At 66.6% G+C, this 21925-nt stretch carries 20 protein-coding genes and 1 tRNA gene; 12 read left to right on the top strand and 9 right to left on the bottom strand.

Annotation, left to right across the window (positions count from 1 at the left end; all coding sequences use genetic code 11):
* Positions 1 to 139: 139 nt before the first annotated feature.
* The 7 genes from ACZ5KP_RS07940 (at position 140) to ACZ5KP_RS07970 (ending at position 7594) form a co-directional block, all read left to right on the top strand.
* The gene (locus ACZ5KP_RS07940) at positions 140 to 1501 is read left to right on the top strand and encodes an ABC transporter substrate-binding protein (RefSeq protein ID WP_460922751.1); all 1362 of its coding nucleotides are present in this window, start codon (positions 140 to 142) and stop codon (positions 1499 to 1501) included.
* Positions 1501 to 2439, top strand: coding sequence for an ABC transporter ATP-binding protein (locus ACZ5KP_RS07945; RefSeq protein ID WP_460922748.1), 939 nt, complete (start codon positions 1501 to 1503; stop codon positions 2437 to 2439). Before ACZ5KP_RS07940 ends, ACZ5KP_RS07945 begins: the two co-directional genes overlap by 1 nt.
* Positions 2436 to 3134, top strand: a complete 699-nt coding sequence (locus tag ACZ5KP_RS07950; protein WP_460922745.1) for an ABC transporter ATP-binding protein — start codon at positions 2436 to 2438, stop codon at positions 3132 to 3134. The genes ACZ5KP_RS07945 and ACZ5KP_RS07950 overlap by 4 nt, the downstream gene beginning before the upstream one ends.
* Positions 3131 to 4162 (top strand): branched-chain amino acid ABC transporter permease, encoded by a 1032-nt coding sequence (locus tag ACZ5KP_RS07955; protein ID WP_460922742.1) that lies wholly within the window; start codon positions 3131 to 3133, stop codon positions 4160 to 4162. The genes ACZ5KP_RS07950 and ACZ5KP_RS07955 overlap by 4 nt, the downstream gene beginning before the upstream one ends.
* On the top strand, positions 4152 to 5564 hold the full coding sequence (locus ACZ5KP_RS07960; RefSeq protein WP_460922739.1) for a branched-chain amino acid ABC transporter permease: 1413 nt from the start codon (positions 4152 to 4154) through the stop codon (positions 5562 to 5564). Before ACZ5KP_RS07955 ends, ACZ5KP_RS07960 begins: the two co-directional genes overlap by 11 nt.
* Entirely contained in the window at positions 5561 to 6631 is a 1071-nt protein-coding gene (locus tag ACZ5KP_RS07965; RefSeq protein WP_460922736.1) for a 3-oxoacyl-ACP synthase, read from the top strand. The genes ACZ5KP_RS07960 and ACZ5KP_RS07965 overlap by 4 nt, the downstream gene beginning before the upstream one ends.
* Before the next feature lie 210 nt (positions 6632 to 6841).
* The gene (locus ACZ5KP_RS07970) at positions 6842 to 7594 is read left to right on the top strand and encodes a DUF5518 domain-containing protein (RefSeq protein WP_460922733.1); all 753 of its coding nucleotides are present in this window, start codon (positions 6842 to 6844) and stop codon (positions 7592 to 7594) included.
* A 49-nt stretch (positions 7595 to 7643) separates the two neighbouring features.
* On the opposite strand, the gene ACZ5KP_RS07975 is transcribed toward ACZ5KP_RS07970, so the two are convergent.
* Positions 7644 to 7823: a hypothetical protein gene (locus ACZ5KP_RS07975; protein ID WP_460922731.1), complete on the bottom strand. Its 180-nt coding sequence runs from the start codon at positions 7821 to 7823 to the stop codon at positions 7644 to 7646.
* A gap of 93 nt (positions 7824 to 7916) precedes the next feature.
* Positions 7917 to 8609, bottom strand: coding sequence for a DUF7509 family protein (locus ACZ5KP_RS07980; RefSeq protein ID WP_460922728.1), 693 nt, complete (start codon positions 8607 to 8609; stop codon positions 7917 to 7919).
* A 100-nt stretch (positions 8610 to 8709) separates the two neighbouring features.
* On the opposite strand from ACZ5KP_RS07980, the gene ACZ5KP_RS07985 reads away from it, so the two are divergent.
* Positions 8710 to 9069 carry an ArsR/SmtB family transcription factor gene (locus tag ACZ5KP_RS07985; RefSeq protein WP_460922725.1) on the top strand — a complete coding sequence of 120 codons (360 nt, stop codon included), beginning with the start codon at positions 8710 to 8712 and terminating at the stop codon, positions 9067 to 9069.
* 27 nt (positions 9070 to 9096) lie between these two features.
* Here the strand turns inward: ACZ5KP_RS07985 and ACZ5KP_RS07990 are convergent, their stop codons facing one another.
* From ACZ5KP_RS07990 to ACZ5KP_RS08005, 4 genes are all read right to left on the bottom strand, one after another.
* Positions 9097 to 10440 (bottom strand): hypothetical protein, encoded by a 1344-nt coding sequence (locus ACZ5KP_RS07990; protein ID WP_460922722.1) that lies wholly within the window; start codon positions 10438 to 10440, stop codon positions 9097 to 9099.
* Complete coding sequence (locus ACZ5KP_RS07995; protein WP_460922719.1) at positions 10433 to 12001, bottom strand: AAA family ATPase; 1569 nt, start codon at positions 11999 to 12001, stop codon at positions 10433 to 10435. The genes ACZ5KP_RS07990 and ACZ5KP_RS07995 overlap by 8 nt, the downstream gene beginning before the upstream one ends.
* Positions 12002 to 12714: 713 nt before the next feature.
* Entirely contained in the window at positions 12715 to 13395 is a 681-nt protein-coding gene (locus tag ACZ5KP_RS08000; RefSeq protein WP_460922716.1) for a hypothetical protein, read from the bottom strand.
* Entirely contained in the window at positions 13385 to 13909 is a 525-nt protein-coding gene (locus ACZ5KP_RS08005; protein ID WP_460922713.1) for a winged helix-turn-helix domain-containing protein, read from the bottom strand. Before ACZ5KP_RS08005 ends, ACZ5KP_RS08000 begins: the two co-directional genes overlap by 11 nt.
* Before the next feature lie 101 nt (positions 13910 to 14010).
* On the opposite strand from ACZ5KP_RS08005, the gene ACZ5KP_RS08010 reads away from it, so the two are divergent.
* Complete coding sequence (locus tag ACZ5KP_RS08010; protein ID WP_460922710.1) at positions 14011 to 14343, top strand: hypothetical protein; 333 nt, start codon at positions 14011 to 14013, stop codon at positions 14341 to 14343.
* A gap of 303 nt (positions 14344 to 14646) precedes the next feature.
* Here ACZ5KP_RS08010 and ACZ5KP_RS08015 read toward each other — a convergent pair.
* Positions 14647 to 14721, bottom strand: a tRNA-Val gene (locus ACZ5KP_RS08015).
* 240 nt (positions 14722 to 14961) lie between these two features.
* Here ACZ5KP_RS08015 and ACZ5KP_RS08020 point away from each other — a divergent pair.
* Positions 14962 to 16227, top strand: a complete 1266-nt coding sequence (locus tag ACZ5KP_RS08020; RefSeq protein ID WP_460922707.1) for a DUF5305 domain-containing protein — start codon at positions 14962 to 14964, stop codon at positions 16225 to 16227.
* 207 nt (positions 16228 to 16434) lie between these two features.
* On the opposite strand, the gene ACZ5KP_RS08025 is transcribed toward ACZ5KP_RS08020, so the two are convergent.
* Positions 16435 to 17391 carry a hypothetical protein gene (locus tag ACZ5KP_RS08025; RefSeq protein WP_460922703.1) on the bottom strand — a complete coding sequence of 319 codons (957 nt, stop codon included), beginning with the start codon at positions 17389 to 17391 and terminating at the stop codon, positions 16435 to 16437.
* Positions 17392 to 17569: 178 nt separating this feature from the next.
* Positions 17570 to 18997: a signal recognition particle protein Srp54 gene (locus ACZ5KP_RS08030; RefSeq protein ID WP_460922700.1), complete on the bottom strand. Its 1428-nt coding sequence runs from the start codon at positions 18995 to 18997 to the stop codon at positions 17570 to 17572.
* 386 nt (positions 18998 to 19383) lie between these two features.
* Here ACZ5KP_RS08030 and ACZ5KP_RS08035 point away from each other — a divergent pair, with 386 nt between their 5' ends.
* Both ACZ5KP_RS08035 and trkA read left to right on the top strand, forming a co-directional pair.
* On the top strand, positions 19384 to 20292 hold the full coding sequence (locus ACZ5KP_RS08035; protein ID WP_460922696.1) for a magnetosome magnetite crystal formation protein family: 909 nt from the start codon (positions 19384 to 19386) through the stop codon (positions 20290 to 20292).
* Positions 20293 to 20470: 178 nt separating this feature from the next.
* Positions 20471 to 21805, top strand: a complete 1335-nt coding sequence (trkA, locus tag ACZ5KP_RS08040) for a Trk system potassium transporter TrkA (protein ID WP_460922693.1) — start codon at positions 20471 to 20473, stop codon at positions 21803 to 21805.
* Positions 21806 to 21925 lie beyond the last annotated feature (120 nt).

Raw genomic sequence — 21925 nt, forward strand, 5'->3', positions numbered from 1 at the left:
GCGATCCGGCGCGGTTCGGGGCCACCTGCGCATCCCGCGCTGCGACGGCCAGTCCGCGGGAAACCGGACCGCCAGGCCGCCGGGGTTGAGATATCAACCTCCCCTGCTTTGGCGCTATATGTCCTAGAACACTACTAGCATGGCACGAGATCACAATCGGCGGGACGTACTCAAGGCAGCGGGGGGCGCTGCCGCAGCCACGACCTTCGGGCTCGCAGGCTGTCTGGCGGGCGACGGCGGTGGCGACGGCTCCGTCGAGGGGACCGTCTCGATCGGCGTGATGCAGCCGATGACCGGCGGGGTCCAGTACTACGGGCTCCAGAGCCTCTGGGGGTTCCTCTCGGGACTGGCCTACAAGGCCGATTCCGAGCCGGAGATGGTGGAAAGCGCCGGGGAGGTGACCGTCGAGGTCGACGACACCACCTACGAGCTCTACGTCGAGAACACGGAGTTCCTGCCCGACCAGGCCCAGTCCGTCGCGACGACGCTCGTCCAGGAACGGGAGGTGGACATCCTCTTCGGCACCGCGAGTTCGGGCTCGGCCCGGCAGGTCATCAGCAGCGTCGCCAAACCCGGTGACACGCCGATGGTCGTCGGACCGGCGGCCGCGGCGGACATCACGAGCAGCGCCGACTACTGCGGCGAGCACATCTTCCGCGCCAACGAGAACACCGCGATGGACGCCCGGAGCGGCGGCCGGTACGTCGCCCAGGAGACCGACGTCGAGCGCGTGTACATCATGGCCGCGGACTACAGCTTCGGGCAGGCCGTCGCGGCGAACTACACCTCGGTGCTCGAGGCCAACGGCATCGAGGTCGTCGGGACGGACTTCGTTCCCCAGCAGTACTCCGAGTTCGAGGGGCACTTCGAGAACGCCGTCGAAGCCGACGCCGACGCCGTCATCGGCGGGTTCACCGTCCAGACGCTGCCGGCGTTCCTCGGCACGGGGCTCGCCGGTGGCTACGACCTGCGGCTGTTCGGCGGCTTCGCGACCCGCATCACCGCCAGCGCCGTCGGCGAAGTCGTCTCGAACACCCTCGACGAAGTGACCGCCGAGTCGATCCGCGAGGCGGAGCTGGGGCCCTTCACCACCCGCTACCACTGGAACCAGTACGACAACGAGATCAACGACTGGTTCGTCGAGAACTATTCCAACGTCTACGGGACGCTCCCGGACCTGTTCACCTCGGGGACGTTCACGGCCGCCTCCTCGATCCACCAGGGCGTGGTCGAATCGGGCTCGACGACCGGCACCGATATCGCCGAGGCGATGCGCGGGATGACCGTCTCGGACACGCCCAAGGGCGAGGACGGCTACACCTACCAGGAGTACAACAACCAGGCGCGCTCCTCGATGACCGTTGCTTACCCGGTCCCGACCACCGACGAGTGGGCCGACGACTGGGACGCCTCGATCATGCCCGGCGAGCCCCTCGAGACCGTCGGCGCCGACGAGGTCACGCTGCCCGCCGACCACGAGGACATGGGCTGCTCGCTGTAATGTCGCTGCTGCGAACGCGGGGCCTGACCAAGCGCTTCGGCGGGCTGACCGCCGTCGACGCGGTCGACTTCGAGCTCGCCGCCGACGAGTGCTGCTCGCTGATCGGCCCCAACGGCGCCGGCAAGACGACCTTCTTCAACCTCCTGACCGGGACGCTGGCGCCAACCGAGGGGACCGTCGAGTACCGGCCCACTGGCGACAGCGTACAGCACCAGGCCGTGACCGACGGCGGCACGGCGACGGCGGGAGCGGATAGCCAGCGCGCCGCCACCGACGCCGGCTGGCAGGACATTACGGATGCCTCGCCCGACGAAACCGCCCGGCTGGGGATCCACCGTTCCTACCAGATCACGAACGTCTTCCCGGCATCGACGGTGCTGGAGAACGTCAGGATCGCCGCCCAGGCCCACGGCGGGGCGGACAGCTGGCGGCTCTGGCGAAACGTCGGTGCGTTCGAGGAGTACGAGGCGGAGGCCCGGCGGATCCTCGAACGGGTCGACCTCGCCGACGAGGCCGACGTCGTCGCGGACACGCTCTCCCACGGCCAGAAGCGCCACCTCGAGGTCGCGATCGCGCTCGCGGGCGACCCCGACGTCCTCCTGCTCGACGAGCCGACGGCGGGCGTCTCGCGGGACGGCATCGACCGGATCGTCTCGCTGATCGACGACGTGGCCGCCGACCACGCGATCCTGCTGGTCGAGCACAACATGGACGTCGTGATGGACGTCAGCGACCGGATCGCGGTGCTCCACCAGGGCGAGCTGATCGCCGACGACGAGCCCGCGGCCGTCCGGGCCGATCCGGCCGTCCAGCGGGCGTACCTCGGCGGCTACGAGGGTGGGGATGGAGACGAGGACGCCGATTCCCAGGAGAGTGGCGATGCGTCGTCCAGTGACGACGAGAGGTCGACCAGCGACGATGGGGTGAGCTCCCCGTGACTGTCCTCGAACTCGAGGACGTCCACACGTACTACGGCCAGAGCCACGTCCTGCAGGGCGTCTCGCTGACCGTCGAGGAGGGCGAGAACGTCGCGCTGCTGGGACGCAACGGCGTCGGGAAGACGACGACGCTGCGCTCGATCCTGCAGCTCACGCCGCCGCGCTCGGGGACCGTCCGGCTCCACGGCGAGGACGTCACCGGCCTCCCGACCCACGAGGTCGCGCGGCGCGGGGTGGGCTGGGTGCCCGAAGAGCGCCGGATGTTCGGCCACCTGACCGTCGCGGAGAATATTCGGGCGGCGACCCCCGCCGACGCCGACCTCGGCGAGCGGATGCGGTTGGCCTTCGATCGGTTCCCCGATCTCGAGGACCTCCGGGAGCACGAGGCGGGGAGCCTCAGCGGTGGGCAACAGCAGATGCTCGCGATCGCGCGGGCGCTCGTCGGCGACAACGACGTGTTGCTCGTCGACGAGCCCAGCGAGGGGCTCGCGCCACTGATCGTCGAGGAGGTCGTCGAGGCCCTCGCGGACCTGCCCGACGACCGGACGCTCGTGCTCGTCGAGCAGAACGTCCCGATGGCGCTGGAGCTGACCGACCGCTTCTACGTCCTCGACCACGGCGAGGTCGTCGCGGAGGGCGACTCCGCCGACGCGTCGCTGGAGGACGAACGCCTCCGGAGGTATCTGACGGCATGACGGGTGCATTGCTTGCTTCGTTCGACGCGCTCCCGATCGCGTCGATCGGCGAGATCCTCACCGACCTGGCCGACCTCCAGACGCTGCTGGGGATCTTCCTGAACGGCATCTCGAAGTTCGGTCTCTACGTCACCATCGCCGCCGGGCTCTCGCTGATCTTCGGGCTGATGGGCGTGCTCAACTTCGCCCACGGCTCCCTGACGATGATCGGGGCGTACCTCGGCGGCGCGCTCATGCTGACGTTCGTCGGCTCCGCGACGGGCGACCTGCTGACGATCGTCTTCTTCTTCCTGACGATGGCGCTCGTGTTCGCGATCGTCACCGGGCTGGGCGCGGCGCTGGAGGTCGGGCTCGTCCGCCCGATCTACGACAGGCCGCCGCTCTTCCAGATCCTGCTGACCTTCGGGCTCGTCCTGGTCATCGAGGAGGTCGTCCGGATCGTCCTCGAACTCCGGGAGATCCAGCCCAACGTCGACTGGTCGGCGGCGGAGGGAACCCGGCCCGAGATCCTCGGCTTCCACGAGATCGCCGGCGTCTCGACGCAGGGGATCTACCAGTTCGAGGCGCTCGTTGGGGTCCTCGTCGTGATCGCGACGTGGTGGTTCCTCACCCGCACGCGCTACGGGCTCTACATCCGTGCCGGGTCGGAGGACGGCGAGATGGCCCAGGCGCTGGGCATCGACGTCCATCGCTCCTTCACCGTCGTGTTCGGCGTCGGTGCCGGGCTCGCCGCACTGGCGGGCGTCCTGTTGATGTGGGACCCTCGCTACGGCGCGAGCGTTCCGCTGGGCGTCGAGACGCTGCTGATCGCGTTCGTGGTCGTGATCATCGGCGGACTCGGCTCGTTCAAGGGGACCGTCGTCGCCGCGGCGATCGTCGGCTTCGTCGACGCGGTGATGTCCTGGCTGTTCGTCAACCACGTCGACTTCGCCGGCCTGCCCGAGCTGGTGATGTTCCTCGTGCTCGTGCTCGTGCTGGTCGTGCGTCCGAAGGGGCTCTTCGGCATCGCGGAGGTGGGTGGCCATTAGCCCCACCGATCCGCGCCGAACGGACGGGGACCCACAGCGGTCCGAAAAGATCGCGCTGCGTGACGGCGGTTCGCCCGAGCCCGGTCGCGGGGACGCAAGCGGCGGTGACGAGGACGGCGACGCCAGCGACGGCGGCGGTGGCGAGGACGGCGGTCCTGCAGGGACGCTCCGACGGATCATCGCCGACCACAGCGTCCACCTCGCCGTGATCGCGTTCTTCGCGATCTACCCGCTGCTCTACACGCAGCTGATGGCGTCGCCGCTGGGCACCGAGCTCGACGTCTTCTTCCCGGATCCGGACACGATGGTGCTGGTGCTCTGCGTCGGCCTGTTCGCGATGAGCTTCGACTTCGTCTCGGGCTACACCGGCTACCTCTCCTTCGGGCACGCGATGTTCTACGGCATCGGCGCGTACTTCGTCGTGCTCGTCGCGAACGGGAAGGTGCCGTTGCTTCCGGATGGGACGCCGCTGGTGGTCCTGCTGGTGGTCGGTGGGCTGCTCGCGGCAGTGGCGGCGCTGCTCGTCGGTGCCGTCTCCTTCCGGCTCACCGGCGTCTACTTCGCGATGATCACGCTCGGGTTCGCGGAGGTCGCCCACGTGTTCATCCGGAACTGGGACTACGTGGGCTCGAACCCCCGAACGGGAGTCTCCCACGACGGCGGGTTCTCGATCGGAATTCCAGGGGTGTTCAGCGTCGACGTGGGCCGGATCGTCGGAGACAGCTACCAGAACGTCCTGGGGACCGGCCTGGAGTTCACGGACGCCGACGTCTCCTTCTGGGCGATCGGCGTGGTCGTCATGCTGTGTTACTTCGCGATGCAGCGGATCGTCCACTCGCCGTTCGGCCAGGTGATGGTCGCCATCCGCGAGAACGAGGAGCGCGCCGAGGCGATCGGCTTCAACACGTTCTACTACAAGATGGGTGCGTTCGCGATCAGCGCCTTCTTCGCGGCGATCGCCGGCGGGCTGATCGCGGCGTATCGCCGGAACGCCGCACCCTCGAACAGCTTCGACCTGTTCGTGACCGCCGACGCGCTGCTGGCGGCGATCATCGGCGGCTTCGGCACCCTCGCCGGCGCGCTCTACGGCGTGCTCTTCCAGGATGTCCTCGAGGGCATCCTCTCGACGGAGAGCGACGGACTCGCGCGCTATCTCCGGGAGAACCTCCCCGGCTCGGTGCTGGAGGCCGGCGTCGGCGACGCGACCGTCCTGGAGGCGATCAACCTCCTGATCGACGGGCGCGGGCCGCTGTACGTGGGGATCGTGTTCATCCTCTTCGTGCTCTACGTGCCGAACGGCATCCTGGGGACGCTCCGGGAGCGCCTCGGCGGGACGGTCGCCGAGCGCCTCCCCGAGCGACTCCAGCGCTACCGCGGCGGCGGTCCGGGTGAGAGCAAGTGACCAGCGGCGCTGGCGGCGGGACCGCGACGGCGGTCGGCATCACCGGCTACGGCGTCTACGTGCCCGACGAGATCGTCACCGGTGCCGAGATTGCGGAGGCGAGTGGGATCCCCGAAGAGGTCGTGGTCGAGAAGATGGGCCTCCGGGAGAAGCGCGTCTGCCCGCGGGATTCGGGTGATGGATCCGACGGCGATCACGTCAGCGACATGTGCGTGAAAGCGGGCGAACGCGCGCTGGCGGACGCTGGCGTCGAACCCACCGACGTCGACCTCGTCCTGTTCCACGGCAGCGAGTTCAAGGACTACGTCGTCTGGAGCGCCGCCGCGGACGTGGCCGAGCGCCTCGGCGCGAGCGAAGCCTACGCGACGGAATCCTACTCGCTGTGTGCCGGCGCACCGATCGCGCTGCGACAGGCCCGCGCACAGCTGCTCGCCGAGCCGATCGACACCGCCCTGCTCGTGAGCGCGAGCCGCGAGGAGGACCTCGTCGACTACGCCAACGAGCGGTCCTCGTTCATGTTCAACTTCGGCTCCGGCGCGTCGGCGGCCGTCCTCGAAACCGAGCTCGCTGCCTATCGCACCCGCGCCACGGTCCACCACTCCGCCGCGATCACGGACGGCTCCTTCTCGCGGGACGTGATCGTGCCCGCCGGAGGCTCCGTCGAACCGCCCTCCCACGAGAGCGTGGAAGCCGGTCGGCACACCCTCGACGTCCCCGACCAGGAGGGGATGAAGGAGCGACTCGCGCCCGTCTCGTTGCCGAACTACCTCGACGTGGCCGACGAGGCCCTGGAGCGATCGGGGTTCGATCGAGCGGACCTGGACTTCGTCGCGGTCACGCACATGAAGCGGTCGTTCCACGAGACGCTGCTCGAAGAGCTAGGCGTCGACCCCGAAGCTGACGGCTACTACCTCGATCAGTACGGCCACGTCCAGAGCGTCGACCAGCTGCTGGCCGTCGACGAGGCGCTCGACGCCGGGCTGCTCGATCCCGGCGACGTTCTGCTCTTCCTCGCGGCCGGTACCGGCTACACCTGGGCGGCGACGGCGCTGACCTGGGAGGGCTAGGGCTGGCCGATCGCATTCCGCGAGCGAGGCAAGTTTCTGGCGCTCGAAACCGGTGCACGGCAGTCTCGTTCCACGATTCGCACGCCCGCTCGCTGTAGCGATCTGTCAGCCCGTTGCTGCATCAATTCAGCACGCTGTTGCATCGGTCCAGCACGCTGTGGCGTCGCTCCAGCAGTTACAAGCGAGTTCGGAACGAAGACCACTGATACGATGCCCTCCTCATCAGCAGCGACGTCCGACACGTCGGACGCGGTTCCGTCAGCGGACCGCCCGATTCCCGAGCTCGTCGACTGGCTCGTCGGCACGGTCCTCGTGATCGTCGGGCTGGCCTCGGTGCTCGGCGGCGCGGCGCTGTACTCCGTCGTCGACCGCTCGGAGATCCGCGAGGCCGTCGCCAACGAGAACGTCCAGATCGAGGGGCTCTCGGACCCCGAAACGGTCGACGTGGTGCAGGCCCTCGGGAACTGGAGCGCCGCTGGCCTGATCGCGACCGGCGCGATCCTGGCCGTCGCCGGGATCGCGTACGTCCTCCTGCGCCGGCGCACCCACAGCCGCGCCGCGGCGGGCGAGCCGGTCAGCCATTACGGCGCGAACGCGGTGCTCGGTGCGCTCGTCGCGGTCGTCCTGGCGTTTCTCCCGGGCTCGCAGGCCCTGGGCGGGTTCGTCGCGGGCTACCTCGAGAGCCCCACGTCCGATCGCGAGACCAGCGTCGGCGCGGTCGCTGGCGCGCTGTCGACGGTACCCGCGATCGTCGTCCTCGTGTTCGTCGGCGGCGGCGTCACGTCGGGGCTGCTCGCGATCGGGGAGGCCGGGCCGGCGCTCGTGGTCGTCGCGGGCGCGTTGCTCGTGGTGACCTTCCTCGTCGCGATCGGCGGCGGCCTCGGAGCGATCGGCGGCCACCTCGGCGGGCGATTCGGCCGCGGGGAACAGGACCGGAGCGACGGACGCGATTCGGTGGCCTGATCGGGCGGGAGGGGCCTGCGACGGCGTTCCCGACGGGACAGCCGTCGGCCTACTCGTGATGGTGCGTCCACTCGTCGACCGGGACCAGCTCGTCGTCGCCGCAGGCGCCACAAACCGCGGGCGGATCCCAGCTGTGCGTGCCACCGGATTCGTGGACCGGCGTGCCGGCGTGCATCGTCTGACAGGCTGCACAGACGTACTGCTCGATCGATTCGGGGGCGTGTGCCATGTGCAAACAGTTCGTCCGTTTGCACAATAAGTGTTGGTTGTGGGGAGTCAGAATGTGGGAAGCAGGTGGTGAGCGGCTGGTGGGTTCGGAGGATCAGCGAGCCAGCGGTACCACGTACGATTCCGCGAACTGCACGAGGCCGTCGACGAGGTGGTCGCGATCGACGAACGGACGATGTCGGAGACCGTACGCGTCGTCCATTTCGTCGATCGACGCGCTTGTGAATTCGTACTCGAAGACGTAGTTCTCGGCAGATCCGCTCCGTCGGGCTTCCATGAAGCAACAAAAACACCGGGGATCTCGCCGGCGATCATCGGCGCTTCGCAAGCGAAAGTGCTCGGGAATCGCATCCGCTTCAGCGCCCGTCCCAGTCGTGAACCCTGCCTTCGTGAAGACGAAAGCGCAACCGTCACTCGCGCGTGCAAAAGCAATCGACTGGTCGATGACGGGCATTCCCGGTTCGTCGAGATCTTCGATTGCCACCGTCTGTCGGGTCGGATGGTCGATATCGGTCGCGATGAACGCCGTTACTCCCGAGGCGTTCGATACTCGTTCGGCGACTCGCTGGAGCGTTCGTTCGACCACGTCCGGTGCCACGTCGTCCTGCTTCGGTGCGAGTGGGTCTGGTGGAAGCGGATATCGATCGGCTGGATACAGATACGAGGGATCGAGCTGTCGGTACGGACCCATGAGAAAGACGAATTCGTCCTCGATCGATGCTCTGGGTATCGACTCGGAGATGATCGACTCGATCGACCGTCCCTGGTAGCGCTCCAGCGCAGCCATCGGAGAGCAATCGCCGCGGTATCGCTGAAATACGTACGTACTATCTGTTGTCTGTCTTAATATCCGTTAATCTCTTTGCCGTGGAGGCAAACCGTTGCGTATGAGCGAACGGGAAGTGACGGCCGATTCCACGCCCCCGGGCATCGAACGCGTCGAATCGGAGCTACTCGGTGAGACGCTGGACCTGGAGCGCGAAGTCCAGCGACTCGACGCGATGGGCGAGCGGACGCGATTTACGTTGCTCTACCTGCTCGCAGAGGAGGGACAGCTACCGAGTGGCGAACTCGCGACGTTGCTGGACAGGCGGCAGAACGACCTCTACCATCATCTGAACAGGCTCGAGGAAGCCGGGCTCGTCGGGAAGTTCCACGACGGTAACAGTCGTGTGTACGAACTTTCGCCGCTAGCAGAGGAGCTGGTGCCGGCGGTGCTGGAGACGGTTCGGAAGCGAGCGGAGTGAACTGTCACCGCCAGTATTCGGTTTCACTCACAGCACTTCTTCGAGCACCTCCGGAATCGAATCCGAGAGCTCCGACGCCTGCAGGATGCGGATCGTCTCCTGATCGTTCATCGGCGCAGTCGAGCGGCCATCGATGTCCTGCACCACTAGCACGCCGTTCCACCCCGAACCAAATGGCGATCCCTCTTCGAAGACCAGCTGTTCGTCCTTTCGAAGGAAGGCCAGATACTCGAGCGTCTCCGTGACGCCCTCGTGAATCGTCTCCGCTCGCGTCGAGTGTTTGACCTCCGTCACCAGATACTCGTACCGATCGTCGCGTTGGATCTCGAGGACGATGACGTCGGGACGGTTCGTGTGTAGGTGGAACTCGTCGTCTTCGAAGTACCGATCGAGCACCCGACGGGACTCTCGCCGGACGCGCTCGGAGCGAGTGAGTTCGGCATCGGTTTTCTCGATCGGCGCACGGACGAAGGAGAGGTTTCGATCTCGCGCGGAGTTGTCGTGATAGAGCACGACGTCGGAGCCGTCCTCGCTCTCGATCCGCGCGACCTCCTGTCGATCGGTCTCGATCGTCGCGACCCTCGCATCGCCGTCCTGATGATCTTCGATCGCGCCAACGTACTGAAAGAGGACGTACAGCTCGAACAGCGTCTCCTCGTCGTCGGGCGTAATCGTCGTCTCTTCGAGGAGATTCCGAATCGCGTCGACGTCGCCGCGGCGGCTCGCTCGATGGTCACGAAGCAGCGACGCCGCGTCCCGGTAGATTTCGTTCCGGGCCGTCTCCGCACGCAGGAGCATCCGATCGGTCGGCTCGTATCCTTCGGGCTCTCGAATTCGCGTGACGTGGACGTTCCGTTCGAAGAGGTCCCGCATCCGATCGACGAGTTCGAGGTTCTCCTGCCAGCGGTCCGTGACCCAGTCGTACTCGGCACGGAGATACGCCTCCGATTCCTCCAGCGTCGTGTAGATTAGCGAGAGGAGCCGCTTGAGCACGACGTTCTCGTCGATGTCGTAGCTCTCGTGGCGGGTGTCACAGACGAACAGCGACCGATCGCCGGGGGCGCTCGATGCCCGCGTCGTCATCGTCGACTCCCAGTCGATGCGGCCGGATATCTCGCCCCGACTCGCCGTCGTGACGTTCTTGGTCTGGGTCTTGATGCTCCGGATCCGGTGAGAGAGGGACTCGACGAACTCGACCACGTCTGGCCGCAGGACGAAGTGGAGGTCGACGAGTGAGTCGAAGTCCTCGAACCGTTCGTCGAGCCCGTTCGGTTTGATCTGCGCGGCGACGTGGTCCTCCGGCATCGAGCCACCCATCACGTACGCGAACAGGTCCTCCGACACCGAGTCGATGAGCGCCTCCCTATCCATCGATCTCGACCTGGAGTACGTCCCGCGAGAGGGCGGCGAGTCGCGGGCGATCGATCGCTTCGATCCGGGAGAGCCTGTTGACGATCGCTTCTCTTCGCGGAGCACCCTCCAGTTGTGGAAGCACGTAGTTCCCGACGGCTGCAGTTACCGCGGTTCGCTGGTCGCGGTGGGGGCCGTGCTCGACGCCGCGGATGATGTCCTGAACGATCGCTGGGCCGATCTTCCGATCGACGCGACCGCCGTTCAGGACGCGCCATACCTCCGAGACTGCGTCGAGCGTCTCTTCGCTCGGGTCGAGATCCCAGCCGTCGGTGTACTCGCGGAGGAGTTCGATGCGGTCAGCCCGATCCTCGGGGATCGTCGGCGCGTCGACGTGGACGAAGGAGAATCGGCGCATGAACGCGTAGGAGAGTTCGTAGAGCGACGTCTTGTCGTAGGTGTTCATCGTTGCGATGAGCCGCCAGGAATCGGGCATCACGTACTCGTGCGGTGCCGGCGCTCCATCGGTCGTGGAGGCTGGTTGGATGACGATCTCCTCGCCGCCTCTGCGGTACGGAAGCTGGACCGACTGCCCCGAGAGCAGCGTGAACAACTGGCCGAACGCCTTGTCGATGTCCGCCCGGTTGATCTCGTCGATGACGAGGAGTTCGTTCTCCTGCCGTCCGTCCTGCTTGAACCGGCGGAGGACCTGGCCCGGCTCGAAGGAAAGGTTCTCGCCGTCGGTCTCGGTCGGCATGTAGCCGCCGACGGTCTCGAACGTCGACCAATCGGCGGTGGCGGTGGTGATCTGCTGGCCCGAGTAGATGCCAGGGTTCGCAGCCACCATCTCGGAGCATACACGTCGGGCGAGTTCGGTCTTCCCCGTTCCGGGCGGACCGGTGAAGATGACGTGCTTTCCGCTGTCGAACGCCGACGCGACCTGATCGAGGATCTCCTCGGCGCGATCGTCGGGGAAGTAGAGGCCGTCGAGGATGTCGGCGTCGAGATCGATCTCCGGGGCAGAGTGAACGTCGATAGCAGTATCCTCGGTCTCTGCCACGTCTGGAAGTGTTTGCTGAGCGGATTCCTCGCCCTCCGCGAACGCTGCGACCGACCCGTAGCGGCCCCTGATCCCACCGACGCCGAGTTCGTTGAGCGGGCTGAATCCCATCGGGAACTCGCGGTCGTAGCCCGCGAGGTCGTGGACCTCCGCAGACGAGACGTCGATCTCGTTCGGTGCGTCGAGGTAGATGATCCGGCTCCACGGTTCGTCGTCGAAGTTCGGCCATATCTCGCGGCCGAGTGCTTCGTTGAGCTCAGTGCCGAGAACTCTCGTCGAGTGGGTGTAGCTTCCGTCCCGGTAGAAGAGGAGATAGTCGTCGGGATCGACGTCACTCCAAGTGCCGTCGAGCGTCGACTTTGTTCCCCACAGTCGAACGACGTCGCCATCCGCTGGCACGTCGTCGCTCAGTTTCGCGATCCGCTCGGAAGGGATCCCCTCGACGACGGTGTTCTCGAAGTTCTCGAGCGCCGCGTCGTTCCCGTACGGCGCGAGAAAGATCTCCGGCCCGTCGTATGCCATGTTCCGATGATTTGTCGATTAGCTTCAAATATCTACTGGGGCCACAGGTTGAAATCCGAAGCCGGAGCGAAGCAGTGGCGTGTTGGTGCGACGACTGGACGATCGGGACTGTCCGCACTGTGGGGCCGCTGTCGGCGTCGGGGTGAAGGAGGAGCCGAGTGGGTGGAAGGTGTATCGCATCTGTCTGTCAGAAGGGCGGGCATGCCGTGCTAGAAGAATCGGGTCCGTTGCACGTGAATCAGTCGCTCATCTCGATGAAATTGAACGGCGAGCAAAGGAATACCTCTGAGCGTAAGTAAGAGCAATTCGAATAGTACCACTCAAATTCATTCGATCGTTTCGCTACCATGCCCGGTCGGTCGCTCAGACGTCATCAACGACCCTGCCATGTACGCCGTCGATCGCGACGCCCGCAAGCGTCGCGCGGAGCACGTCCACGCCGCTGTCGACGGCCGGAACGTCAAGAGCGGCGAGGAGATAACGATCCCCTCCGGAGCGACGACGGCGTCGAGGAACTGCTGCAGCACCTCGAAGCCGACCGCAAGACGGTGGCAGAGACCGACGCGGAGGCGCTGGAAGCCGAGATCGACGAGGCGGTCTACGACCTGTTCGAGCTGACCGAGGACGAGCGGGACGTGGTGGAGGAGTATCTCAAAGTGTTCTGAGTGCAGGCCGTCCGCGTTCGTCCCGACACGGCTCGTGGCCGGTGCTGGTTAGATTAGATTCCGGAACTCGTACTCCGCTGGCTCTCGATCCTCTTTCGCGATGTGGAACGAGTATTCGACGTATCGCCGGCCACGTTCTCCGGCGACTCTGACGGGAAACAGTCGATTATCGAGACGTTCGATCGACAGGCGCTCGGTGTAGGGGAACATGCCACGGGCACACTGGAACTCGACCGGAAATCCGTTCTCCGTTGTCGTGTGATGATAATCGACGATAGACGTGCTGGCTTGTGCCGAGAGGGTGAACGCAGCTCGGTGGAACTGCTCGGGATCCGTATTGTTCACGACCGTCCTGGCGGCGGTTCTGTAGAGTCGATCCTCGGCCTGGGGTTCGACGTCGTCCCAATCGATCGGCTCGTCGAGAATCTGGCGCGCCTCGTCCTCGTCGAGCAGTGATCCGAGGTGGCGAAGGACGTCCATCGGATAGACGATCAACGCGAACTCTTTGTCGAGTTCGAACATGACGTAGAAGTTCGCACCGCCTGCACTTCCAGTGAGATAATACTGAACGCTCCGTTCGAGTTCCTCCTCGGCTTCCAGGGCCTCCATCGGTACGTCCTCTCCCTGTTCGTCGACAGGCCCAATGACGTCGTGGGCCTCGTAGCCAAGTTTGGGCAGTAGTTCGGCCACTTCGACGATCGCGCCCCGGACCCGTTCCCTACGCGGCATTGGTCGTTGATAGTCCGGCCGGTGGCTGGTCGATCAGATCGTCGTCCCGGTCGTCCCGCGATGCGTTGTCGATGTCTTCAAACGGTGGGTGGAGATCGCTCCGGCCCTCGTCGTTGTCGCCTCCAAAGTCGTCGAGCGTGATCGGCATCCGTACGTCTTCGTCGATGCTCTTTGGCTCTCCACTGAGAACCGAGTTCACCGCGCTGTTCAGTTCGAACAGTTCTTTCGTCACCTTCCCGTCGTCGTTGAGCTGGTACTCGGGCCACGCTCCGCTCTCGAGGCGCTCTACGATACCGAGCTCGATGAGGCGAGGGAGATGCTCCCGGATCGCCTCACGGCTCACCCCAGTTCGGCGTTCGAGTTCGGACTTGTTGAACTGATATCCTGGCGGCGCTTCGAGTAACGCATCGATGAGCAGCCGTACGGTTTCGTACCGGGTGAGTTCGATCCACCCACTCGGATTGTCGAGCCGTGATTGCTTCATATCGAACTCACTCCCGTCTTCAGTCGGCATGGAAGACGATTGTGCGTCCCCCGGGATAAGTTTTGGCAGTCTGCCAAACCATATTGGCACCCAACCTATTTCCCCATATAGTACATCGAATAAATACCCCGATGGCGTCACACGAGGTGATCTGTAGCGTACTCGCGTTCCTCATTAGCGAACACAGCTACGGGTCGCCGACCGGGAAGGAATTTGCTGTGAACAGAGCGGGCGTGCGTAGCGACCAATTGGGAGAGGCAAAAGAGGCGTTCGAGGAGCTTCGGGAGGAGGCCCCATTCGTCGTCGACCGTGGTGCCCGTGGGATCGAATTGGATAGCAGTAGCTTCGGGACGCTGGCGGATTATCTCTATGCTCGATGTGATGGATGGACGGAGGACCAGATTCAGTTGCGGTTGAAACACTACGAGGGATGGGCAGAACATCGCTGGTCGCCGCCGGAATGATGTCCCACAGTTCACCAAGGAGACGTGAGCTGTCCCGAATTTCTGTCCTAAGCTGAACCGGCGCGCTCGTTCACAAGCTCGTAGGTTTTGCTTCGTACGCCCGCTGCCAGAGCGCCCGAGTAGTTCGCTCTACTTGGCCTGCGTTCGGCAGAAGTTGATTGGGACGGGATTCGAACCGGAGGAAGACAGTCCGGGGTGCTCGCTTCGCTGCGCTCCCGGGCTGTGTCTTCCAGGGTTCGAATCCTTCGGCACCATTCTGGTGACGCAGGCTCCTCGCTGCGCTCGTCGCGTTCGACACCAGAATGGGTTGGGGCGGATTCGAACCGCCGACCCGCTCCGTGTGAAGGAGCTGTCATAACCGGACTAGACCACCAACCCGGTATCCGAAACTACCCGAGTGCCAGCCTTAAGGGTTACCTTGTTCCGGACTCCATTCATCGCGTTGCGGCGTCGATTCTACGTGCAATTACATCGCACACAACCGTGTCAATCGCCCGCAAACGACAGTCTGACGGCCGTCAGACCTGCCAGAGGACTTAACAGTACGTACAAATAGACAGTGGGTATGGTGGGAGTCGTGCGGGGGGTCGGCCAGCCGTCGGCCCCGGAGGGGAACTCGTGATCGAGAACCCACGGGTTCGTCTCGCGCTCGCCGAGCGCGGCCGCCAGATCGCGATCGCGCTGGCGGTGCTCGGTGCGGTCATGCTGGTGCTCGCGATCTGGACGGTCGCGACGCCGGCGACGGAGTCCACGCAGGAGCGGACGGACGTGCAGTCCATCGAGACGGAGGTGACCCACTCCGCGACGGTCACGTCCAGCAGTTCGCCCTGGGAGCAGGGCACCGTCCTCGAGGATCATCCCGCGTACCTGCTGAACGCCTCGCCGGTCCTCGACGTGGAAATCGAGACGGACGCACCGCCGGGATCGACGGTGTTCCACGACGCGCGCCTCCAACTGCGCGTCGTTCGCGACGGCGAGGTGGTCTGGGAGCGCACCGAATCGCTCGCGACGGAGGAGGTCACCGCGACGAACGGCACGGCGACCTCGACCGCCGAGATCGACGTCGAGGCCGTCCAGACCGAACGGCAGGCGCTCCAGAGCGAGTTCGCGGGCGTCGGCACGGTCCAGACCCGGATCGTCGCGGACGTGCAGTACGAGACCGACCAGTACGAGGGTTCGCTGAGCGCGACGGGACCCCTCTCGGTGACCAGCCAGGCCTACTGGATCGAGGGGACCCCGAGTGACAGCGACCCGCGGAGCCAGACGGTCACCGTCGAGCGCACGGCGCCGATCGACTGGGGCACCGTCGTCCTGCTGGTCCTGCTCGGGCTGACCGCCGTCGGCGGCGCCGCGGCCGCCGCGACCTACCGCGTCGAGGCGGACATCGACTGGCTGCAACAGGAGCTCCACCGCCAGCGCTACGACGACTGGATCTCCGACGGCGACCTCCCGATGGGCGTCGGCACGGAGTACGTCTCGCTGAACTCGCTGAAGGACGTCGTCGACGTCGCCATCGACACGAACCAGCGCGTGGTCTACGACGACCGTCGCAACGTCTTCGCCGTCATCAGCGGCGAGGTCGTCTACTACTACAGCAAGGACGGCGACTGGAACCGCGTCGCCTGGCCCGGCGGCCAGAGCGAGGGCGAGGGCCCCTCCTTCCTCGAGGCGTTCGGCATGGGCGACGACTCGGACGTGCCGGAGGTCGAGGGGACGCCGCCCGGTAACGGCGACGGGCCGCCCGCCGATGCCGCCGAGGGCGCACCGCCCGGCGAAGGAAGCGGCGAGGGCGGCGAGGAGTTCGAGTTCGGCGGCGCGGACGGCGCCGTCGGGCCGGCCGAGTTCGCGTCGGACGAGCCGCCCGAGGGCGACGAGGACGAGTGACGCCGCGGCAGCGGGGGTGACTGCACGGCGACCTAGTCGAGTGGCAGTGCCGGTCGGTACTCGCGTTCGAGATGGGGCAGCACCGCAAGCGAGCCGCAGCGCTCTCCTGGGCAGTCCCCTGGCCAGTTTGCGATGGTCGAAGCAGTACGTCGCTAACCCCCAGCGGCGTCGCGGCCGCCAGCAGTCCACAGCAGTCCCTGCAGCCGATTACTGCCCGCACTCGCCGACGGCGTCCAGAGCGGCCTCGCCGGCGGCCTGCTGGTCCTGTGCGTCACCGAGTCGGCCGTCCTGAGCGGCAGCGGCGGACGCCTCGAAGTGGCCGGCGGCGTCGGTGAGCCCGGTGGATCGACAGAGCGCAGTCTGAATCTCGGTGTCGAGCTCGCCGTCGGTCTCCTGCGCTGCGGTCTCGAAGTATCCCGTGGCAGTCCCGAACGAGGCCTCCGCAGACTGGAAGTCGGACTCGGCCGCCGCGAAGTTCCCGCTCTCGATCGCGGCGCGGCCATCCTCGAGGTCGCTCCGACCGGTCAGCACGGCCTGGTAACCGGTGACCAGCTCGTCGGAGCCCACGGCGAGGTTGGAGACCGTCGTGACGCCCTCCGTTAGCTCACCCATCTTCGCGCCGTAGGCGTCGAGTGCCTCGGCGTCGAACTCCCCCGCGGTGGACTCGGCATCGCCCGCTGTTGCCCGGGCGCTCTCGACGTCGGGCCCGATCGCGTCGAGTTCCGTCGCGGCCGCGTCGAAGTCCTGGGCCTGCAGCGACTGCTCGAGGCCCTGGAGCTGTTCGGCGACGTCTGCGAGCGTCGCAGTCGCCTGGAGGAGCCCCTCGACGACGTCGAGGTAGGAGCCAGCGGCCGAGATCTGGGCTTCGTAGTCCGCGGCAGCGTCGGCGTCGGCGACGGACTGGAGTTCCTGCCGGCCGGCGGCGAGTTGCTCCTCGAGCGCCGCGTCGTCGATCGACACGTCGCTAGCGTCGTCGGCGTCCTCCCGCGCCGATGCGAGTTCGAGCGCGACGACGTTCGCCTCGCCGATGGCGGTCCGGATGCCGTCCTCGACGTCGTTCTCGGGCGGCCGCTCGGAGAGCGCCGTCTGTCCGTTCCCCAGACAGCCCGCGAACGCCGACGCCGCGAGCCCGGCCGCACCGACGATCAGTCCTCGGCGTCGCATATGCGCTGCATGTGAGGTCAGGCCCGTTAACGGTTCCGGGCGGGCAGACGTGGCACTGAACGGTCGAGTCGACGACGATTCGCGGCGACGCGAGACCGCTACGCGAGCGGTCGGGCGTCACTGACTGCGTGACGAATTGGCGCGAGAAGAACCGGCGCGCGACGGACCGAACTCGAGTTCAGTCGCCGAAGGGGTTGCCGCCGCCTCCGCCACCACCCATACCACCCATCCCGCCGGGACCGCCGGGGCCGCCCGGGCCGCCGCCCTGCTCCATCTGCTTCATCATCCGCTGCATGTCGGCGTCGCCCATCCCCTGGAACTGCTTGATCGTGCGCTCCATCATCTTGTGTTGCTGGAGCAGCTCCCGGACCCGGTCCTCGCTCGTGCCCGAGCCCCGCGCGATGCGCTCGACGCGGCTCTGGCCGACGCTCCGGGGGTTCTCGAGCTCGCCGTCGGTCATCGAGTCCATGATCACCTCGAACTCGCGCATGCGCTCCTCGGTGACGCCCATCGCGTCGTCGGGCAGCTGGTCCATCATCCCGCCGCCCATCCCGGGAATCATGTCCATCACCTGGTCGAGGGGCCCCATCTTGTTCATCGCCTCCATCTGCTTTTGCATGTCGCGGAGGGTGAACTGCCCCTCGAGCATGTCCTCGGGGTCCCAGTCCTCCTCTTCCATCTCCGTCTCGTCCATCGCGCGCTCGACGCGCTCGGCGAGCTGCTTGAGGTCGCCCATGCCGAGCAGCCGCGAGATGAACCCGTCGGGCTCGAACCGCTCGACGTCCTTGACGCCCTCACCGGTCCCGAGGAACGCGATCGAGGAGTCGGTCTGGTCGACGGCCGCGAGCGCCCCGCCACCTTTCGCCGTGCCGTCGAGCTTCGTTATCACGACGCCGTCGATGCCGATCGACTCGTCGAACTGCTGGGCCTGCTCCTTCGCGCCCTGACCGATCGCCGCGTCGAGGACGAGCAGGGAGCGGTCGGGATCGACTGCCTGCTCGATCTCCTCGATCTCCGCGATGAGGTCGTCCTCCAGCGCGTGCCGACCCGCGGTGTCCACGATGTGGACGTCGGCGTCGGACGTCGCCTCGAGGCCGTCCTTCGCGATCTGGACGGGGTCGTCGCCGTCGGGGTCGCCGTAGAAGTCGACCTCCGCGCGCTCGGCCATCTCCTTGCCCTGGTCGTAGGCGCCCGGCCGGAACGTGTCGGTCTGGATCACGGCCGGCTGGAGCCCCTTCGTCTGGAACCACCACGCCATCTTCGCGGAGGACGTGGTCTTCCCCGACCCCTGGAGCCCCGCCAGCAGGATCGTCTGGTCCTCCAGCGGCAGGTCGGTCGACTCGCCGACGAGCTCGACCAGCTCCTCGTAGACGATGCGCAGCACGTGCTCGCGGGCGGAGGTGCCCGCCGGCGGCTCCTCGTCCAGCGAGCGCTGCTTGATCGAGTCCGACAGCTCCTGGACGAGTTCGACGTCGACGTCGCCCTGGAGCAGCGATCGCTGGATCTCCCGGACGACCTCGTCGACGTCCTCCTCGGAGAGGCGGCCCTTCCCCCGGAGATCGTCGAGGGTGCCCCGCAGAGAGCTTCCCAGATCGTCGAGTACCATTTGAAACCGGGTAGGTGGGCGCCGCGCTAAAGGCTTTGCTCTCGGTGAGACGGCGCGGGGCCTCGGCCGTCGCCCCGCTCTCGGCGTCCGTTTCCCGCGGACGCCCGGTTGAGGTGTCGTTCGCTCACTCGGGGGAGACTCCGTGTGCGCCGCCGGACCCCGCGGTACCGTCTCGTGGGGCGACGCTTCGACGCGGTACCGCCCGGTTTGGTCGTTTTGCGGCCGCAAAATTCCCGCCGGGTGTTATGGGCCAGCCACCCCAACCACCGGAGCGCACTGCCCGCCGAACGCGCACGGATCGAACCGCTCGACTGTTCCCACCGCCCCGTCGAACGTCCGCCGACCGCCTCGACGCCGATCCCCGCTGACAGCACTCCCCGTTACCAATGTCCGACGAACGCGACGCCACGGCCGCATCGACGACGAACCAGGGTCCCGAGCTGCTCGCCCAGCGCCCGCTGACGGGCATTCTCGTCCACCTGCTGGGGCTGTTCACGCTCGCTGCCGGTCCCGCCGTCGCCTACCTGGTCTCCGAGCACGAGTTCACCAGGCGCAACGCCCGGAACGCGACGAACTGGCAGCTGTTCTTCCTGGTCACGTTCATCGGTTCGGTCGCGGCGGTGTTCGGCCTCTCGGAGCTCCAGGTCCCCGACGCGTTCACAGTGCCCGAGGCCGTGTCGGACGCGTTTGCGGTGCCGGACGTCGTCGCGACCGCGTTTGGGTTCCTGGCGGTACTGCTCGTGTTCGCCTGGTTCGTGATACTCATGCTGCTCTCCCTGCTGAACTTCGTGTTCCCGCTGATCGCGACCGGCAAGGCCATCTTCGGCGAAGCGTGGACGTACCCGGTCGCGCCCGACGCCGTCGGCTGGATCGCCGCCCGAACGGTCGGACGCGAGCCGTGGCGACTCGCCCTCCTCGGCTACGTGGTCGTCGTGCCGCTGGCGGCTGGCTCCCTGGCTGGTGTGGCCGTCGGCGTCGACGTGCTCTTCTCCGTCGCGTTCGCACTGATTCTGGCCGCGTTCCTCGGCTCGGGCCTCGCCGTCGCCGCACTGCTCCGGGACGTCCGGGCGCTGCAGCGAGCGAACGCGGCGTGGCGGCCGAACTGGCCGGCGTTCCTCGCGCCGCCGGCAGTGGCGGGCGTGGGAACGGCCCTGTTGGCGAGCCCGCTCTGGGACTCGGCGAACCCGGCCGGCGACGCCATCTACGCGTTCATGGGCGTGCTCTGGCTGACGACGGTCGTCTACCTGCTCGTGCGCTGGCGGCGCGTCGGAGCGTCGGCGGAAGCGGGGTCGTGAGCCAGCGGCGTTCGGGCGGGGCTCGCCGGAGCGCCGAACGGATCGTCGTTCCGTCGTAGGCACGGAGAAGCGGTGTGATCGGCAGCTTGCCGGCGTTGGGCGCCCGTCCGCGCTCCGAAACACCCTTCAGCACACCGTCCGGATGCAGTTCCCAACGAATGTATCGGAGGGATCGGTCGTGCGAGTAATCATCGTCGGGGCAGGCGAGGTGGGGCGCTCGATCGCGTCGAACCTCGAGGGCACCCACGACGTCGTCGTGATCGACAGCGACCCCGCCGTGATCGAGGAGCTGACCTACTCGATGGACATCCTGCCCGTCGAGGGCGACGGGACGGACCTCGAGGTGCTCCGCGAGGCGGGGATCGAACAGGCCGACATGCTGCTGGCCTGTACCGACGTCGACGAGACCAACATCGTGGCCTGCGGCGCAGCCAAGACCGTCGCGGACGTGTTCACGGTGGCCCGCGTCAAGCGCCGTGGCCTGCTCGACACCTGGGAGCACGCCGACGACGCCTTCGGCGTCGACTTTATGGTCTGTACGGACCTGCTGACCGCCGAGGCGATCTTCCGGATCTCGGGGCTCCCCCGGGCGCTGGACGTCGACCAGTTCGCCGACGGGCTCGTCCGGATGGTCGAGTTCGAGCTGGACGAGGACAGCCCCGTCGTCGGGAAGACCGTCGCCGAAGCCGACCAGTTCGACTCGATGACGTTCGCGGGCGTCTTCCGCGACGAAGACCTGATCGTCCCACAGGGCGACACGAGGTTCGCCGCCGGCGATCGAGTCGTCGTGATCGGAAGCGAGGACTCGATCCGCGAGTTCGCCGACGAGGTCACCGCCGCGCCGGCACAGGACGCCGACGACGTGGTGATCCTTGGCGGCAGCGAGCTGGGCTTCCAGATCGCGAAGCTCTTCGAGGACCGGGGCTACCGACCGCGACTGATCGAGGTCGATCACGACCGTGCACGCGAACTCGCCGAACGGTTGCCGAACACGACGGTCATGGAGAGCGACGTCACGGACACCGAGTTCCTCGTCCGCGAGCACGTCGACGAGTCCGACGTCGTCGTCGCCACGCTCGGCACCGACGAGCAGAACCTCCTCGCGTCGCTGCTCGCCGAGCGCATCGGCACCCCGCGGACGCTCGCCGTCGTCGAAACCGTCGACTACGCCGACCTGTTCGAGGCCGTCGGGATCGACGCGGCGATCAACCCTCGCGAAGAGGTCGCCGAGGAGATCGTCCGGTTCACCCGGGCGGGCCAGACCGAGAAGGTCTCGATGCTCGAACACGACCGCGGGGAGGTCCTCGAGATCGAGATCGACGAGGACAGCGTGCTCGCGAACCGGACGATCGTCGAAGCGACCGCCGACCTCCCAGACTGCGTCGTGATCGGCGCGATCTCGCGGGACGGCGAGCTGGTGGTCCCGCGGGGAGAGACGACGGTTCAGCCCGGCGACCACGTCGTCATTTTCGTCGATTCGACCGTCCTCGACGAGGTCAGCCAACGCATCTAACGGTACCGATGGCACCAACGCACGCTGACAGTGGCTCGTCGCGAACGGCCCACTCGTCGCGATCGTCGCGAACTGGCCACTCGTCGCGGGCGCCGTGGACAGACCGTTCGGTGCGGTTGC

Source organism: Salinarchaeum chitinilyticum (assembly GCF_055390775.1).